17 protein-coding genes are annotated in these 16,796 nt (G+C 64.6%); 3 read left to right on the top strand and 14 right to left on the bottom strand.

Translation table 11 applies throughout. The features are described 5' to 3' along the window. Positions 1-101: 101 nt before the first annotated feature. The 6 genes from NF557_RS06115 to NF557_RS06090 form a co-directional block, all read right to left on the bottom strand. A complete protein-coding gene (locus NF557_RS06115) occupies positions 102-1,256 on the bottom strand; it encodes a DivIVA domain-containing protein (RefSeq protein WP_252622659.1) in 1,155 nt (384 codons plus the stop codon). Positions 1,257-1,399: 143 nt separating this feature from the next. After that, positions 1,400-1,684, bottom strand: coding sequence for a YggT family protein (locus tag NF557_RS06110; protein WP_252622657.1), 285 nt, complete (start codon positions 1,682-1,684; stop codon positions 1,400-1,402). Positions 1,685-1,788: 104 nt separating this feature from the next. Further along, positions 1,789-2,304 carry a cell division protein SepF gene (locus NF557_RS06105; RefSeq protein ID WP_252622655.1) on the bottom strand — a complete coding sequence of 172 codons (516 nt, stop codon included), beginning with the start codon at positions 2,302-2,304 and terminating at the stop codon, positions 1,789-1,791. A 45-nt stretch (positions 2,305-2,349) separates the two neighbouring features. Then, a complete protein-coding gene (locus tag NF557_RS06100; RefSeq protein ID WP_252622653.1) occupies positions 2,350-3,105 on the bottom strand; it encodes a YggS family pyridoxal phosphate-dependent enzyme in 756 nt (251 codons plus the stop codon). Between the two features lie 62 nt (positions 3,106-3,167). Next, positions 3,168-3,566: a type II toxin-antitoxin system VapC family toxin gene (locus NF557_RS06095; protein ID WP_252622651.1), complete on the bottom strand. Its 399-nt coding sequence runs from the start codon at positions 3,564-3,566 to the stop codon at positions 3,168-3,170. Beyond that, positions 3,551-3,808 carry a type II toxin-antitoxin system Phd/YefM family antitoxin gene (locus tag NF557_RS06090; protein ID WP_252622649.1) on the bottom strand — a complete coding sequence of 86 codons (258 nt, stop codon included), beginning with the start codon at positions 3,806-3,808 and terminating at the stop codon, positions 3,551-3,553. Before NF557_RS06090 ends, NF557_RS06095 begins: the two co-directional genes overlap by 16 nt. A 385-nt stretch (positions 3,809-4,193) precedes the next feature. Between NF557_RS06090 and NF557_RS06085 the strand changes: the two genes are divergently transcribed. Next, positions 4,194-5,468, top strand: coding sequence for a hypothetical protein (locus NF557_RS06085; protein WP_252622647.1), 1,275 nt, complete (start codon positions 4,194-4,196; stop codon positions 5,466-5,468). A 54-nt stretch (positions 5,469-5,522) separates the two neighbouring features. On the opposite strand, the gene NF557_RS17700 is transcribed toward NF557_RS06085, so the two are convergent. Beyond that, positions 5,523-6,281, bottom strand: coding sequence for a DNA glycosylase AlkZ-like family protein (locus tag NF557_RS17700; protein ID WP_342454519.1), 759 nt, complete (start codon positions 6,279-6,281; stop codon positions 5,523-5,525). Between NF557_RS17700 and NF557_RS06075 the strand changes: the two genes are divergently transcribed. Beyond that, on the top strand, positions 6,264-7,532 hold the full coding sequence (locus tag NF557_RS06075) for an IS30 family transposase (RefSeq protein ID WP_425342962.1): 1,269 nt from the start codon (positions 6,264-6,266) through the stop codon (positions 7,530-7,532). The genes NF557_RS17700 and NF557_RS06075 overlap by 18 nt on opposite strands. Here the strand turns inward: NF557_RS06075 and NF557_RS06070 are convergent. The 5 genes from NF557_RS06070 to NF557_RS06050 form a co-directional block, all read right to left on the bottom strand. Beyond that, positions 7,510-8,055 (bottom strand): hypothetical protein, encoded by a 546-nt coding sequence (locus NF557_RS06070; RefSeq protein ID WP_252622645.1) that lies wholly within the window; start codon positions 8,053-8,055, stop codon positions 7,510-7,512. The genes NF557_RS06075 and NF557_RS06070 overlap by 23 nt on opposite strands. A 229-nt stretch (positions 8,056-8,284) precedes the next feature. Further along, entirely contained in the window at positions 8,285-9,034 is a 750-nt protein-coding gene (locus tag NF557_RS06065) for a purine nucleoside phosphorylase YfiH/LACC1 family protein (RefSeq protein WP_252622643.1), read from the bottom strand. 39 nt (positions 9,035-9,073) lie between these two features. Further along, complete coding sequence (locus NF557_RS06060; RefSeq protein WP_252622641.1) at positions 9,074-9,820, bottom strand: PASTA domain-containing protein; 747 nt, start codon at positions 9,818-9,820, stop codon at positions 9,074-9,076. A gap of 715 nt (positions 9,821-10,535) precedes the next feature. Beyond that, complete coding sequence (locus NF557_RS06055; protein WP_252622639.1) at positions 10,536-11,255, bottom strand: immunity 52 family protein; 720 nt, start codon at positions 11,253-11,255, stop codon at positions 10,536-10,538. 184 nt (positions 11,256-11,439) lie between these two features. After that, positions 11,440-11,631 carry a hypothetical protein gene (locus NF557_RS06050; RefSeq protein ID WP_252622637.1) on the bottom strand — a complete coding sequence of 64 codons (192 nt, stop codon included), beginning with the start codon at positions 11,629-11,631 and terminating at the stop codon, positions 11,440-11,442. A 646-nt stretch (positions 11,632-12,277) separates the two neighbouring features. Here NF557_RS06050 and NF557_RS06045 point away from each other — a divergent pair. Continuing rightward, positions 12,278-13,414, top strand: coding sequence for a glycosyltransferase family 87 protein (locus NF557_RS06045; protein ID WP_252622635.1), 1,137 nt, complete (start codon positions 12,278-12,280; stop codon positions 13,412-13,414). A 49-nt stretch (positions 13,415-13,463) separates the two neighbouring features. On the opposite strand, the gene NF557_RS06040 is transcribed toward NF557_RS06045, so the two are convergent. After that, the gene (locus NF557_RS06040; RefSeq protein WP_252622633.1) at positions 13,464-14,270 is read right to left on the bottom strand and encodes a hypothetical protein; all 807 of its coding nucleotides are present in this window, start codon (positions 14,268-14,270) and stop codon (positions 13,464-13,466) included. 691 nt (positions 14,271-14,961) lie between these two features. Continuing rightward, positions 14,962-16,794 (bottom strand): LTA synthase family protein, encoded by a 1,833-nt coding sequence (locus tag NF557_RS06035; protein WP_252623946.1) that lies wholly within the window; start codon positions 16,792-16,794, stop codon positions 14,962-14,964. Positions 16,795-16,796: the final 2 nt, after the last annotated feature.

Here is a 16,796-nt window from a genome sequence, read left to right as displayed (position 1 = left end):
CCCTTGTGTGCGCGAAGGATAAGGGCAGGAAGGGGTGAAAGACAAGCAGGCCCCCGCACCGGGTCAGTGACCGGAGCGGGGGCCTGCGAAGCAGCGGTGCGTCACTGCTGACGGTCGTCGATCCCGTCGTTGTTGCGGTCGAGGAAGCCCATCTGCTCGGTGAGGTAGCCGCGCAGCTTGTCGCGGTAGTCACCCTCAAACGTCTTGAGCTCGTCGATGCGCGTGGACAAGGTGGTCTGCTTGCTCTCCAGGTCGGTCAGGATGTTGGTGCGCTTGACCTCCGCCTCGCCCACGAGGGAGTCGCGGCGACTGGTGCCCTCGCCGACCAGCTTGTCGTGCTCGGCCTGGCCGGTGGCGACCAGCTCGTCGTGCCTCTGCTGACCGGTGTTGACGAGCTTGTCGTGCTCGGCCTGACCGGTGGCGACCAGCTCGTCGTGCTTCTCCTGGCCCTCGCGGATCAGGGTGTCCTTGGTCTCGTTGGCTTCCTTGACGACCCGGTCGCGATAGTCCTCGCCCTCGCCGATGAGGCGCTGCTTGGACTCCTCACCGTCGGCGACGTGCTGGTCGTGCAGGCGCTGGGCCAGAGAGATGATCTTGGTCGGGTCCTCGCCCATGGCAGCGGGAGCGGCGGCAGCGACCGGAGCAGCCGCAGCATCGGCCTGCTCGGCGGAACCCTCGACCTCGGTGGCCCGGCTCTCCGCCTCGGTGGCGCGGGCCTCGGCCTCGGTCACCTGCTGCTGGAGCTCGGCCAGACGCGCCTGCTCGGCCTCAGCCTGAACGCGGGTCTCCTCGACCTTGTGCTGCAGCTCCTTCAGCTCGCCCTGGAGGCGGCCCTCGATCTCCTCGTTTGCAGCCGACTCGGCCTCAGCAGCCTTGGCCCTGGCGGCCTCGATGCGGCGCTCGGCGTCGCCCTCGACCTCCCCCACCTCGGCGCGGCGACTGTCCAGCTGTCCGGAGAGCTGCTCGAGCTCGGCGACGAGCTCCTCACGCTCCCGCCGGACCTGGGCCAGCTGCTCCTCGTCCAGGCTGGCCCCACCACCGGCAAAGGCGGCGGCACCACCCTCGGCGCCCGCGTCATACTTGCCTGAGCGGCAGTCCTCCAGCTGAGCGGCCAGGTCGTCCTGGTCGGCCAGCATGCGGCGCAGCTCGACGACGACCTCGTCCAGGAAATCGTCGACCTGGGTCTCGTCATAACCACGCCGCAAGTGGGTCGCGCTAAAGCTCTTCTTGATGACGTCCTCGGGGGACAACGCCATGGGTTCACCTCGCTCTGGAGATCCTCGTGGAACCCGGCATCACGGCGCGCGAGACCCACTTGGCACTAGCAACAAACTGCTTTGTAACAGCCCACACCATAGCCCAACACCGGCCCCACCGGACACTGTCGCGAGCCTCCGGATCAGAACGGAATCTCCAGCACCAGCCGGCGGCCGATGCTCACCAGCAGGATGAGCACGAGGAACGCCAGGTCGAGCGCCACACCCCCCAGACGCAGGGGCGGGATGAAGCGGCGCAGGAAGCGGATCGGCGGGTCCGTGAGGCTATAGACGGTCTCGGCGACGATCAGCATCACCCCGGACGGGCGCCAGTCGCGGGAGAAGACCTGCACCCAGTCCAGGATCAGCCGGATGATCAGCACAAAGAAATAGAGGTTCAGCAACCAAAAGAGGATGGTGGCGATCATCGAGTGCTGGTCCTGTTCGTCATGGCGTGAAGTCTACGTGGGCCCGGCGACAACTCAGCGCCGCCGACCGGGTGGTCGACGGCGCTGGGGTGTATGCCGTGGGCTCAGCTCTGGTTGAAGAGTGCCTGCTTGGGGGCGGCCGGCTCGGAGCCGTCCACCTCGACGTGCGAGGGCGAGAGCAGGAACACCTTGCTGGTGACGCGCTCGATGGACCCGTGCAGGCCGAAGGCCAGGCCGGCGGCGAAGTCGACCAGACGCTTGGCGTCCGAGTCGTCCATGTCGGAGAGGTTCATGATGACGGGGATGCCGCCACGGAACGCCTCACCGATGTTCTTGGCCTCGTTGTAGGTGCGGGGATGGATCGTGGTGATCCGGTTCATCGGCTCCACCTCTGCCTCGCGGACAACGCGCGCCACGGGGGTGCGCTGGCTCTGCTCCGGGGCACCGGCGCGCCTCGGCAGCGGGGTCACGTCAGCCGAGTGGGCGCGCTCCGGCTCTGGCGCGGCCCGAAGGTCCCGCTCCGGCGCGCGCTCAGGCTCGTCATAGTCGTAGTCGTCGTACCGCTCGTCAGTCTCGGCGAGCCCGAGGTACTCCATGGTCTTGCGCAGCGCCCCAGCCATGTGTGCGAGCTCCTTGGTGCGTCCATTAGTTGGTCGAGAACGACGCTACCGGGGGTCGGGCCGTGAACCGAGGATTGCGGTCCCGACACGCAGGTGTGTCGCGCCAGATGCAATCGCGATCTCCAGGTCCCCACTCATCCCGGCCGACCTGATCGTGGCCTCCGGGTGCCGCTCCCGCACCGCCTCAGCCAGGTCCGCGAGCCGCCCGAACGCCGCCGCCGTCCCCGCCTCGTCGAGCCCGAACGGGGCCACGGCCATCACCCCGCGCAGGGTCAGGTGCTCGCGCTCCCCCACCGCGTCGGCCAGGTCAGGCACCTGATCCGGCAGTATGCCGCCGCGCCCGGCGTCCTCCCCCTCACCCAGGTCGACCTGCAGAAGGACCCCAATTTTGGTGCGGGTTTCGCTGGTCCCGCCCGCCTTTTGATACGGGTTTTGCCGGTCTGCCATCGCCCGGTCCAGTGCCCCGACCAACTTGGGACGGTCCACGGACTGGACGCAGTCGGCATACGCCACGACGTTCTTGGCCTTGTTGGTCTGCAGCTGGCCGACGAAGTGGACGGTGAGCGCGGCTCGGGTGGCGGGGTCCAGTTCGGCGATCTTGACGCCAGCCTCTTGGTCGCGGTTCTCGCCGATGTCGGTGACCCCGAGGTCGACCAGGTGGGCGATGTCGGAGGCCGGGTGGAACTTGGTGACCACGATCAGCGTGACCTCATCTGACGAGCGCCCCGCGGCCGTGCAGGCGGTCTCGATCCGCTCGCGCACAGCCGTCAGGTTCGTCTCGATCTGCTGGCGACGGGTCATGCGCCGAGGCTACCCGGCGAGCGCAGCCGGCGGGATCACGAGCCACGCTTGAGAACAGTCGGTCACAGCTGGGAGGCCAAGACTCCTGGCAGATCCCCGAAGCGGGCTTCGGCGTCACGACTGAGCAGCACCCGGCCAGTCTGCGCTGCGTGCGCGGCAATGATGAGGTCATGCGCGCCGCGAGGCCGACCCGACCGGCGCACGTGAGCAATCAACCGCGCGTGGTGCACGGCGGTTGCATCGGTGTAGTCCAGCACCTCGACGAACTCCACGATGAGCGCGAGGGCACGCGAGCGGGCGGCTGACCGCTCTGCCGAGTCGGCGAGCTCGATGCCCGTGCGGTATTCAGCGACCGTGCTGGCACCGATCGCCAGCTCGTCGTCATCGAGCGATACACGATCGACGAGCCCCCGCTCGTAGTCGATCAAGACGTTCGTGTCCAGGATCACCCGGCGGCCCACGGGTCACCCCCGGCGTGATCCAATCCGGCGACGGCCTCAGCAATGTCGGTCTCGAAGGATTCATCAGGTTGACTCGTCGCCGCTAGTGCCAGCCGGAGATCACGGCCAGTGCGGTGGCGCGCCGGACTGATCTCGGCGATCGGCTGGCCGCCGCGGGTCACTGTGACTGTCTCGCCGGCCGCGACGGCATCAAGCATGTCCGGGAACCGGCGAGAGGCCTCCGTCGCACTGATTGTCCGCATGACCCCATCATGTCTGATAATCAGACACTCGGCCTGGCCTTGGTCCTGGATCTCTAGGTGCGGCTCCCCGCACAGGAGGCGGGCCGCTGGCAGGAGCGGTCCCTGCCGCGGCTGAGCAGGCAGATCACAGCGGAAGCAACCCGACGGCGACGATCGCGACGACGTGCGCCAGCAGCAACGCAAAGATGAACGCTCCAGCAGCGCACGTCCACCACGCGAGGTCGATCCAGTCCTGACGAGTCATGACGACACCTCCGTCCGTGCTCTCACGTTACGCCGGAGGCCGCGGTCGCGCTCCCTGAATCGCGTCAGGCAGCGTCCTCGGGCGTGCAGCACCTCCTGCTCCCCCGTGTGTTGCCTGCCGAGTCTGTGATCGACTGGGGCCATGAGCCCGAAGAGCAAGGGTCGCCCCAAGGGGCGCGGTCGCACGCCAGCCCGCCGCCAGAGCACCAGGAGCACACACGACACCCACGGCGCACGGCGCCCCGTGACGGAGTTGTCTGCGTCGCGGCGCATCCTGCAGGAGTCGCGGATAAGCCTGAGCGATGACCAGAGCCTGCTCGCGGTCCGGCTCGTGGCGAGCGCGTGGGTGGGCGCGGTCTGGGGTGCCCGCAACATGGGTGCTCGAGACCCCGAGGGCGCCCTGGTGACCGAACTCGTGGGTGAGCTGGGAGGACGACAGGGGCGGGCGGCATACCTCGCTCTTGAGGCACTCCAGACGATCGCCCGCGACGCGTGGCGCGACCCACTCTCGACCGCCCTGGCACGCAGCGACCAGCCAAGGCCAGCCTGGGCCCGCGAGCTCGACGCACCCCCAGCACCCGAGCGGGCCCAGTTCTGGAGCGACCCGTGGGGCTCGGAGACGGTCTATCTCCTCCGCTATAGCCTCCCGGAGCCGCACATCGTGCTCGTGCCCATCAGCACCGTCGGCGGGGTCATGATCCAGTCCATTGTTGTCGAACGGGACGCCAACCCGGACGAGACGGTCGGCGCGATGACGCACCGCGGCGACATCCCGGGGGACGAGGCCCTCGCAGCGGTCGGTGACGGCCTGTTCCAGACCGACATGTACTGGCCGCCGCAGGACGACCCCGACTACATCGTCAACCGCGCCTATGCCCACTGGCTCACGCAGGGTCACCGGCGCGAGTCCGACTGGGACGAGGTGCCCGACGAGAAGCGGCAGGAACTGCTCACCGCGTTCCAGGAGGAGCACGGAGTTCGGCTGCCCCATGACGCCCAGGTGGTGGAGCTCCTCGCCGACACCTTCGTGGACTTCGGCGAGGGCTACCTGGCCGGCGGCGTGCTGGGGTGGAGCCCCGGAGAGGTGGAACGCTTCCTGCTGGACTGGGTGCAGCGCAAGGTCATCCTCGACCCCGACGACAGCGCCGCCCTGCCGGACGTGCTGCGGGAGTGGGTGGTGTTTGCGTTGCAGCGCAAGGGAGTTGCGGAGGCAGACATCGAGCCTGTGGTCGCGGTCGTCGACGATCTCGCGGACGACTATCGCGATGACGTGGGCACCTCCCCCAAGGGGCCGGCCGCCGAGCTCCTGAGCCGCGCGATGGCTGAAGGCATCGATCTGGGCGACAAGGAGGCGATGGACCGGCTCATCGGTGCCTACAACGCCGAGCAGCACGCCAGGCGGCTCCTCAACGAGTGACCCACGGCACAGGTGGGCGTATGCCGTGCGCCAGCCTTGGTCCGTCCCTGCCAGTTAGGCCTGCCACTCGGTGACCGTCACGCTCATCGTGACGCCCGGGATCGGCAGGGACAGTGCCTCGGCCTCGATGGCCTCCACCGTCCGACGGGGCAGGCCAGCATCGATGCGCACGTCGACCTTGCCGCCCTTGCGGCCCCACACGCCGACGATCCGGCCGTCCACCAGGACGCCGTTGGGGTGGAAGGTGTCGTGCAGTGGCGACAGCGGGCGCAGCCCCGGCCCGACGAACCGCCCGGTGCGGTCCTGGCCGAGCAGACGCAGGTCCGACGCGACGAGGAGGCGAACCCCGCGAGGCTGCTCGACCGCGCTGAACGAGGCCTCATCCTCGGCCAGCATCCAGGCGGCCTGGCCGTCCAGGTCGACCGGCACCAGCTCGTCGGCCAGCAACTGCCAGGTCTCGCGAGCGTCCTGGGTGCTGATCCCGGCCCACCACCGGAAGGTCTGCGGCGTGGTCGGCCCCTTGGGTTCAGGGGTCAGCGCAACACCAATCTGCCGGGAGGCATGGTGCTGCGTTCGTATGGTCTGGGTTTGGTGGCTGCTGGGATGGCTCTGGAGGAGGTGGGCAGGGTCTTGGCCCGGGACCGGTCGTCGGTGCTTCGTTGGGTGCGGGCCACGGGTGTGGCCGCCGACCAGCTCGTCTTGCGACCGGAGCTGTTGCCGGCTGGCTTCCTTGAGGGCGGTTATGTCGATGCCCGGGGCTTGCTGACCCCGGCCGGGGAGGAGTTGATCGCTCCGGTGCGGGTGGCCGGTCAGGTGGGCCAGCCGAGCAGTGCACAGCGTCGCGCCGAAGCGTTCGGAATGCTTGCCGAGGGAAAGAGCCTGACAGCGGTCGCCCGCACGCTCGGCATCAACGAGTCGACCCTGTACCGGTGGATCGTCGCGCAGGGGTGGTCCGGGCAACCCGGTGGGATCGGGGGGTTGGACGGCGCGTCGCGGGCGGCGGCTCGCGCGAGCCTGGTACCTGCTGTACCTATGGATGAGGACTACCGCGATGAGCGGGGCCGGTTGACCCAGGCCGGGCGCGGGGTGCTCCAGCACCTGGCTGGCACCACCGCGACCAACGCCCATATCGCCAGGGTGCTGGGCGTGCACCGCTCCACGATCGGTCGGGAGCTGGCCCGGTTCGCTGACCGAGCCGGCTACCGCGCTCGGGCCGCGCAGGACCTTGCCACTGCCGCGGCGGCCCGTCCGCAGGCCCGCCGGTTGTCCTGCCCGCGGTTGCGAGCCGCGGTGATCGAGCGGCTGAACAAGAGGTGGTCGCCCGAGCAGGTCGCTGCTGACCTGCGTCTCAGCTACCCGGACGAGGAAGATATGTGGGTGTCCCACGAGACGATCTACCAAGCGCTGTACGTCCAGGGCAAAGGCTCCCTGCGTCACGAGGTGAAGGTGGCCAAGGCCACCCGCACCGGCCGCACGAGCCGCAAGCCCCGCTCCAAGCTGCCGCCCAAGGCCAGCAGCCGGTCCTGGATCGATGAGGACAACCACATCAGCGCCCGACCTGCCGAGGTGGCCGACCGGGCCGTGCCCGGCCACTGGGAAGGAGACCTCGTCATCGGTGCCAAGGGCGCCACCGCGTTGATCACCCTGGCCGAGCGGGCCACCCGCAACGTGCTGATCTACCGACTCCGACTCCCGGACCGCCACGACGCCCCGACCGTGACCCAGGCCCTGATCCAGATGGTCGCCGACCTCCCGGGCGACCTGCGCCGAACCATCACCTGGGACCAAGGATCTGAGCTGGCTGAGCACGCTGATTTCACACTGGCCAGTGACTGCCAGGTCTACTTCTGTGACCCGCACTCACCCTGGCAACGCGGCACCAACGAGAACACCAACGGCCTGATCCGTGACTTCTTCCCCAAAGGCACCGACTTCGCCAAGGTCACCGACGAAGAAGTCCGTGACGCCCAGGACCTCCTGAACACCCGACCCCGCAAAACACTCGGCTTCGCGACTCCCGCCGCTAGACTCGCCGAACTACTCACCGTTGCGCAGACCCCTTGAATTCGCCCCCCAAGGCGTGCACGTGCCGGCGGCAGAGCTCGACCCGCGCGTCGTCGACATCGACGGCCGGGACCGCGACCTCGCGGACGATCAGGGCGCTGGCGGTCCACCGCACCGCGAGTCGCCCGGTGGCGCAAGCCATCCTGAGCTGCGGATGCAGCACCCCCTGACGTTCCTGCCCGGCGAGCTCCCGGCATACCTCGTCGGCGGCGTCCTGGAGGGCCTGCTGCGCCGCTGGCTCCCGCGGCAACCGACCCAGAGTGAAGACGCTGAAGCTGTCCTCCGGCAGCACATAGACAGCCTGCCGTGGCCCGTAGGTCTGGATCAGGCCGGGTGACTCCCAGGCCGACGGCTCGCACGACTCGACCCGCGCGTGCAGGCCCACCAACGCATCACGCGGCGCAGTGTCCTGCAGGCCAACGTGAGCCGCCTCGACGTAGGCACCAGCCGGCAGCCGCCCGGTCAGGTGGTTGGCAGCCAGTCGATAGGCCGCGGCCTCGGCGGCCGTCACGGAGGTGCGCATGGCCCCATGGTGCCTGCTCGTCCCGAGTCGACGCAGAGGATAGGGCATTTGCCCGATGTGCGCGCCACCACCGGCAGCCGTCGCTCCCTCGGGATGGCCGGCCGCATCCCGTCAAACAAGAACGTGGAGCGTGACATGGCACATCCAACCAAGACCACATCCCATTCCCCAGGCACGTCCGGACCCGGGCGCCGCGCCGGAGGCCGCGGTCGCGCTCTCTGAAGCGGCGTCAGGCAGCGTCCTCGGGCGGGAGCAGGCGGACGACGCCGGCGAACCGGCCGCCGGCCTCCCGACGGTGTGAGAACAGCGTCTCGTCCTCCCGCGTGCAGCCGGGCAGCCAGGTCACCGAGACACCGGCGGAGTGCAGGTGGTCGACGACGCCGGCGGCCACGTCAATCGCCGGAGTCCCAATGCCAGACACGGAGTATGCCGCGGGGCTGGCAGCAGCGGCCTGGTCCCGCAGGTCGGCCGGCACCTCATAGCAACGCGGGCAGACCGAAGACCCGACGACGGCTTCCAGGTCGCTTGCTCCGCGGTCCCGCAAGGCAGACACGGCAGCGTCCACCACACCGTTGGTGAAGCCGACCCGGCCGGCGTGCACGACGGCCGCCAGTCCCTCGGTGCGGTCCAACAACAGGATCGGGGTGCAGTCGGCCACCATCACGACCAGCGCCACAGCAGGGCTGTCGGTGAGCATGACGTCCGCCTCGGGAGCCAGCTCCTGAGGCTCAGATCCCACGACCGCGACGGCGGTCCCGTGCACCTGACGCATGAAGCGCAGCGCCTCCGGCTCCAGCTCAAACGCCTCTGCCACCCGTGCCCGGTTCCGCGTCACCGCAGCCGGGTCATCGCCCACATGACCGCCGAGGTTGAGCGAGTCGTATGCCCCTGTGCTCACCCCACCTGCGCGGTCCGTGAAGCCCCAGTCCACGCCCCAGGCCTGTCCCACACCGGGCTCTCGCTCACGCCACTTGAACACCTGATGATCGTATCGACTGTGAGGCAGCCGCCAGATCACCTACGGCAGGGTCACCACCCTGAGGCTCCAGGCACCCTCAGTCTCCACCGCGAAGCTGTAGGAGCGGATGAAGGGCAGCGTCGCACCTGCCTCAGTCGTCCCGTTCAGGTCCACGAGCTGGGCGACCGTGTCACCGTCGGCGTCGACCAGGCTGACCACGTGGCGGTCTTCGCCCTCAAAGGTGAACGCCAGGAAGTGGCGCACACCCGGCTCGAGGTTCACTGACCCGGTGGTGGCCGATCCGTTGCCGTCCTCCTCAAAGATCGTCCCGGCGTCCGCCCCGGGAGGCGGCTCAGGAGCGGTAGCGACGCTGATCGCCAGCGCGGAGCCAGCGAGCATCGGCGTGCCGGCCGCTGGTGTCTGGGACAGGACCGTCCCAGCGGCCACCTCGCTTGCGGCAGTCGGGATCTGGATGACCACCCAGCCGTTCGCCTCGGCCGCGGCGACGGCAGCCGCTGCGGTGCCACCGTCCAGGTCGGACGCCGCGACTACCGAGGCATCGATGTCGTCGAGGATGCCCTCGATCTGCTCGCGCAAGTCTGCGTTCTCCTGCTCGAGACCGGCAAGCTCATCGGTGAGCGCATCCTTCTCGCTCGTCAGGCTGTCGAGATCACCAGTCAGTGTCTCCACCTGCCCAGTGAGCTCGACGTTCTCCGCCGTGAGCTCCTCAACTGTGGCTGCCTTCTCGCCCCCCGCCTCGCCGAGCGCGTCCATCTCAGCCGACAACTCGTCATACTGCTCCTGCAACTCGGCTTCTCGGCCGTGAGGTCGCTGACCTGGCTCTGCAGGGCTGCGACCTCGTCCGAGTCGTCATCGCCACCGGACCAGATCAACCAGCCGGCCAGCAGACCCACGAGGAGTGCGGCAACGCTAGCGATCGTCGGGGTCACCCAGGTCGGGCGGCCCTCGGCCTCGTCGGGGTCCTCGACCTCCTGCAGACCGTGCGCGTCAGGGTCCGCCGCGGGGTTGTGATCGTAGGCGTGCCCCGCAGCGCCCCCCGTCTGCGGGATCAGCACCGTGTCATCCGCGCTGGCCTCACCCCATGGCTGGCCCTGCGGGTCGTCGCCCCTCGGCTCAAACCCCTCGGCTCATCGCCTGTTGGGTTGTCGCTCATCAAGATCTCCCGTCACGGTGCGGCCTCAGCGCCGTGCATCGATGACACCGGGTGGTTTCCGAACTGTCATTCCCCGACACGGGTAGTCCCTGCGGGCTGCCCCCGAGCGTAGTGCCTCACAGCAGGGGCGTCGTTGGTCAGGAGAGTCCGTATGCCGTGTGCAACCGGAAGCGCCTAGGCGCCACTTCCGGGGAGCTGGTGGCACACCCAGGCTGTAGCCCTGCGGACAGCAGAGAGGGCCGGATGCGAACATCCGGCCCTCCCACGATTGCTGGACCGGCGATGCGCCAGTCACTTCGTGTTGCTGTCAGATTCCTGTATGCCGTGAGCTTGGGTCGGGTCCACCGCTCACCTGAGAACGGGACGCAGGTCACCAGCACGCTCCAGACCCGCCCGCACGGCCAGCAGCCCGTCCACGGTCACCCTCGAGAAGGCATCTGCAGCCCAGACCAGTGCGCCATCGGCCACCCCCTCCATGTGGCCGGCGTCCAGCGCGTGGGGCTGGACACCGTTGAGATAAGTCAGCCAGCCCATGCTCGGTGGCCACGGCCTGCTCAGTGGCCGCGCGTCCCGCCAGGGGTGTGTGACCCAGGTCGCCCACTCCAGCTCCCACGAACTCTGGATGGCGGTGAGGATCTGAACTGCCGCCTCGGGCTGATAAATGTGCTCCGCATTCTCCAGAGGCGGCAGCTCGAGCACGACAGAGTTGACCTGGAACTCGCTCTCGATGCCAGCGCTGGCGCGAAGGCCGGCCGGAGCGGCAGCCTCACCGTTCCACCACCCCACGACGAAACCGCCATACGGCATCGGCTCACCGTTGTCGTCTCTGCGCAGCGCTCCACGCTCGAACCGTTGCGTCACCGCTTCGAGGTCGTCGCCCGCCAATGGACCCGCCCAGGCAGCGTCGCGGGTTGAGCCGCCGCGAAACCACGAACCGAGCAGTGAGTGGGCCTCGCCGAGCAGGGTCACGCAACGCAACAGCCGCTCCGCACCCGCCCAGGCGGACTCCCGACGCTGCCCCCAGTACGCACCGATATAGGGACGGCCCAGAGACTGGTCAACCGTCACGGGACATGCTCGTCTTGATTCCCACGACGCCGGCACCGACGTGCAGATTTCGGAATGCTCGCAACGAAAGGTCCTCCATGAAGACCCAGGTGAGTTCCAACATATGGGCGCCGTCCACCGTAGTCTCCCGGCTGAAGGCCAGAGCCAGCGGGGCTTGTGCTTCGGGCCGACTCAGCTAATCGACTCACTCCGCCGTCTCGACCGCCAGCGTGTCGGGGGCGGCTGCCTGCGGCAGCGCGGGCACGCACGCCGCGAGCGCCGGTGAGTGGTGCCGCACTCCCATGAGATATGCCGGATGGCCAGCCACGAATTCTTCCACCCCAGTGCTGAGGTCGAGGAGGGCAACTCCAGCCTCGGCCACACCGTTGGGGTTCACCGCCCCAGTGTGCGTTCTCGGGATGGTGCAATGGATTAGAACGGTGGCGGCTGCTCATCATCCTTGCGCTCGGCCTCTCTCCGCTCAGCCTCTTTGCGCCGGGTCTCACGCTCGGTCCTGTTCGGCTCGTTCGGGTGAAGGAGTTCGTCCGTGGTCTCGTGGTTCTTGTCCGGTCCCCGTCCTGGTGCACCGCCGGGCGTGGAAGTGCCCGTAGCTTGCATCGAACGGCCAATCTGTGTCGATGACCTGCTCTGCGTCTTCGAAGTCGACCTGATATGCCTGGAACCGTGGACGCTGCCGGCCCGGCAGTTACGTGTGGCGCGGCGTACCAGGGTCCGCCGTAGACCCGGAGGCACCGGACTACCCCACAGACCCTGCCAACGACACCCAAGCCTCACACAACCGCGATCCAGCCCAAGGCACACGCGCTGGAGTGACGGACCAGGCAGCTAGTCAGGTAGAACTTCCACCAAGGCCAACCCCGAGCAGCGTTCATCAGGGTAGATTCTCTTCAGTGACCCCTGGGAGCAGTCAGTTAAAGGCATCATCGTTCCTCGACCAACTCGACGGTCTACTTCGGCCCGCACGAACCACGGTCTATCCGGTAGTCATTCTCATCCTGTGGCCGCTGGCATGGCTGGTCAGAATGTTGATTGGGCCCGACCCATTCATGGTTGACTTCGTGGCACGGTGGACAGGGGGGAGGATAGCGAGTCAGTCGGCATTCGGAAATCTCTACGACCCCATCACTCAGATGGAGTACCAGTCCGACCTATTCAAGAGTGACGATGCCTTATCGTGGTTCGTCGGCCCGCCCTTTGAAGCCGTGATCCTTGCACCTTTTGGAGCACTCCCCTATCCCGTTGCCACACTCATCTGGACTGGCGCGTCAGCGGCCGCTCTCGTAATTAGTCTTCGCACAATCGGCAAGCATGCACCCTCATCCGTCCTCAACTGGCAACGATTTGTAATCATCGCACTCGCGTCAGTTCCCATCACAGAACTACTCTACTCCGGCCAGAACACAGCATTCGTTCTTCTGTGGCTCGCTCTAAGCCATAGGGCTATGAACAGAAATAGGCCTTTCGTGGCGGGCCTTATTATTGGACTCGCGTTAGTCAAACCACACCTGATTGCCCTGATTCCGTGGCTATGGCTTCTCGAACGGCGGTGGAGTGCTTTGGCTGGCCTCGCGACGACAACCGCAGCCTGGGTTGTGCTGTCCCTATTTGTCGTCGGTCCAGACAGTGTATCCGTGTGGCTGGGCGCCCTTCAGAGCGGTCCGTACGTTGACGGAGTCCACGAGGGGCAAACTCTAAAGAACACTGGGCTTGTTGGGCTCCTGACCCCTTGGCTCCCAAACGCAGGGAACGCACCATGGCAATCTGTCGCCACAGTTACATCGCTCTCCTTAGGACTATTGGCGGTCCTCTACATCCACAAGAAAACATCTGATAGTAGAATGCGCTGGTGGCTGGTCGTTCTTGTGGCGACGCTGGCAGCCCCGCACTCCATGACCTACGACTTGGTTCTGGGTATTCCAGCCCTAGCCTTAGTCATGGTGCACAGGTGGACCGCCTCATTACGCGTCTCCACAGCCATCGCGTGGATCGCACTCTGGGTCGTCCCCGCCCTGGGGCTCCTCCTATCCGCCTTAGCAGTAGCACCACGGATCGCACAGACCCCCTGGCACGCCATCCCAGTCCTCGTCTTGGCTGCGCTTGCAGTGAAAGACTCGCAGAAGCCGCACACCTGCCAGCCACCTAGCACAAACAGGCCGTAGGGATCTGACAAGCGGTAACACAAATGTATGTTAGAACCACACGAACAGACTACTCAACCAATTTTAAGAGAACGTAATCGGGAGCAACGGGACCATCAAGCACCTGATGATAATCCACTTTGATCGAATCCAACCCACCCGTTAACAAGTCTCTGTAGTCAAATGGCGCAGACAGCGCCAGTTGCGGTTGACGATGATCGAGTATTATTAGGTGCGGCCGATATTGCTTCACATCCGTAGCAATTCCCTCAAGCTGCCAGGACAAGAAGTTGTAGCTGGTGCCCTCCTTTTGATACTGGGGCAGGGTAAACAAGCAACAAGTAGACCCAACTACTTTGGCTTCGCTCATCCAGAGCGCAGGCTGCAAGATGCGCGGGGACGTCGCCAGCACTACAACCTTATCGCCCGGTTCAGAATTGGCATTGATAGCAGCGACGAGCGGGTCAACGTCATTGACCTTGCTCAGGCGAGCACTAACACCATCCCCAACCGACAATATGACCGACCCCACGGCGGCTACCAATACCACCTTCTTGAGGAGGTGCTCACGGAGGCTCGGACTTTCGATAGAGCCCCAACAAAGAACGACGCCAACCGAAACGAATAGAAGTGATGGAAGGAAGTGATAATTGAATCCCTTACCCTGGAGGAGTGCGGCCAGAAGGCTTCCAATGACCGCGAGCAGCACCCTTGGGGGCCAATTGCGACGCCCAGTCACTAAAATCACGATAGTGACAAGGGCCGCTATCGCCAACACATTCGCAAGGAGTCCTTGTATTGCTGCATCGTAGCCTCCATAAGTCGCCCGCGCCGCTGGAAGCACCTCCGATAAATAGGACGGCGCGAAAAACCTCACTAACGCCAAGTAGATCCCCCCTACCAGCGCTATCCCCGCAAGTCGCCTCAGTGTATCTCGATACACCCCTGACTTTAGGACCACGTAACCTTCAATTAGAATGGGAATGATCAAATAGTGGGGCTTCAAGGATACCCCGACGCCAACCAGCACCGCGGCCCCTAGACCGAGACGTCGTCGTCGACACCCCACGCCAAGAACGTAAGGCAGAAGGAAAACCGCAACCAGGTGATCTCGTTGCCCATAACTGTACCCCGGGAGCACAGCCAAGGTCAGCAGCATCCCGGCCGCTTGGCCAGTCGAATATCTTCGTTCCCGCACGCACTTCGCAACCACAGTGGAAATGACAGCGAATACCGAAAGTTGCCAAACTAGGTAGACGGGAACATTCATAAGCCGAGCAAGATAGGCAGCTGGCAGGGAGATCCACCAGGCGAGTGGTGGGTTGACATCCACGACATCGACTCCGAACGTTCCACCATCTAGCATTCGTTCCGCCCCCACGAGAATCCAAGCAACATCGTGATTCATTCCCACAGTCATACCCAATAGGACGACAATCACGGGCGTCGCGCAGAACACCGCCCAAGGAATTAGCGGAACGAGACGCGATGCGACGATGTCTCGCGGCACACCTACCACCCCACAACCCCTGCCCCGCCCGAGAACCCCTGGCCGAACGCTGACGGATCTAGCCAACGTGAGCTGCTCCGCCATGCGCACCGAAGTAGTCTCCGCGTATAGCCAAGTCTGAGATACTAAAGGCATCATTGAGCAGGACATCAGGAGATCCACCTCCAGTAGTAGACCCCTCAGAATCAATGGCGGATCCAAGCGATAATCCGAGCAAATTGCGGCCCATGATCCGGCCCTCAACTTCGCCTGAGGGCACCCCGAGGAGGTAAGCCAAGGTTGGCAGGATATCCACCTGTCCCCCAGGCGTGCCTATTACTTCACCCTCGATACCTGGGACATGAACAATAAAAGGCACGCGGCCGCCGTTGTCTTCCAGCCATGTGCTCTCACCTTCAAATTTGTGTATCCCTTCGTGATCCCCCACGATGACAAAGGCCGGCTCACCTAGCGACTCATTCGCTTGAATGACTTCAACGAAATCGCCGATAGCACGGTCTACATAGTTCAACGTCTGAAGGTAGTTCGCCGTTCGGTCCCCTCTTTTGAGACTCAATCCCTTTAGGCTTTCGGGAATTGTCCACGGATAATGAGATGTGACAGTACTTATCATCATGAAACTCGGTGAATCAAATTTCTCTCGCTCGATCAGTGCCTGGTCGAAGAGTGTCTCGTCTGCTACACCCATTCCAATTTGAGGGGCAGTGAGAAACTCCTCCTCTGCCACATATTTGTCGAATCCCAGGTTCGGAAACATAACATGTCGATTCCAAAACTGGCGGGCGTCGCCGTTTACCGCTATCGACGAGTATCCATTCGCCTTTAACAGGCGCGGCAGCGTGACTGGGTAATGGCTATCCGCATGCTTTAAAAAGGCTGCGCCCGATTGCACGGGATACATGCTAGTCAAAAGCATCAACTCTGCGTCGGAGGTTACTCCATCACGGACCTGTTCGACGACCCGTGGAAAGACGATGCTGTCGTTCAATATTCTATTTATGTTAGGCGTCACCTCCTGACCATCGACTTCAAGGTTAAGCACACTCTCCTCGAGCGACTCCACCACAATCAAATAGACGTCCTTCCCTTCCAGCATGCCATCCAGGCGCTCATACTCAGGTGCTGCGTCGACGTAGACCGAATTGCGGTCAAGCCAAGAAGACACTGCAGTACGCTCATCGTTGCTCAAGATATGTTTTGACCAGGGCAATGCTGACAGTAGTTGGTTCGCGTGGACCCCCAACGGTCCTGAACCGCCCAGGTATTGGTGTGGAGAAACTGGAATTTTCGTTGCCTGAAAGGTCGAGAATGCCAAGTAGGCGACAACAAACAGTGTGAACGCGTAGGAGAATCTTCGCCGGGGCGCGGGAACAAGGATTTCTTTGTCTATCCCAAACGCCCCGTAGGCTATCAGTACCGCCAATAGATCAATGAAAAAGATGATGTCCCACAGGCTCACTAGGGCCAGGATGGACGGCCCAAGTCCTGAATTGTTGGCAACGCCCACTACTGAAGCTAAGTCTAGTTGACTACCGAAGGCGCGTATGTGAAGCAGATCTGCGTAAAGCACTAGGTTGCATCCAACCATCAAGGTCAACAGAAGAGCCTTTTGGGCTCTTCTTCCAATGCGCGCTCCCACCCAGAATATCGCCACTAACCAGATAGCTAAGGGGATTCCCGCCATCACGCCACCGGCCCCGAGGATCAAGGTAGTTAGGTAGGTGGACTTTAGCGCGAGCCCACCGATCACAACCAGCTCGACGACGCTAAGACTCCACTTCCGAACATGGGGCTGACGATACCCTTCAATTCGATTGCGCGAGCGCCAAGGCCTATTCATGTCCGCGGTGCGGCTACGGATTGAGTTTGGGGACTGTAACCAAGAGATCATGT

Source organism: Ornithinimicrobium cryptoxanthini, from assembly GCF_023923205.1.
GTDB lineage: Bacteria > Actinomycetota > Actinomycetes > Actinomycetales > Dermatophilaceae > Ornithinicoccus > Ornithinicoccus cryptoxanthini.
This window is presented reverse-complemented; position numbering and strand designations above follow the sequence as displayed.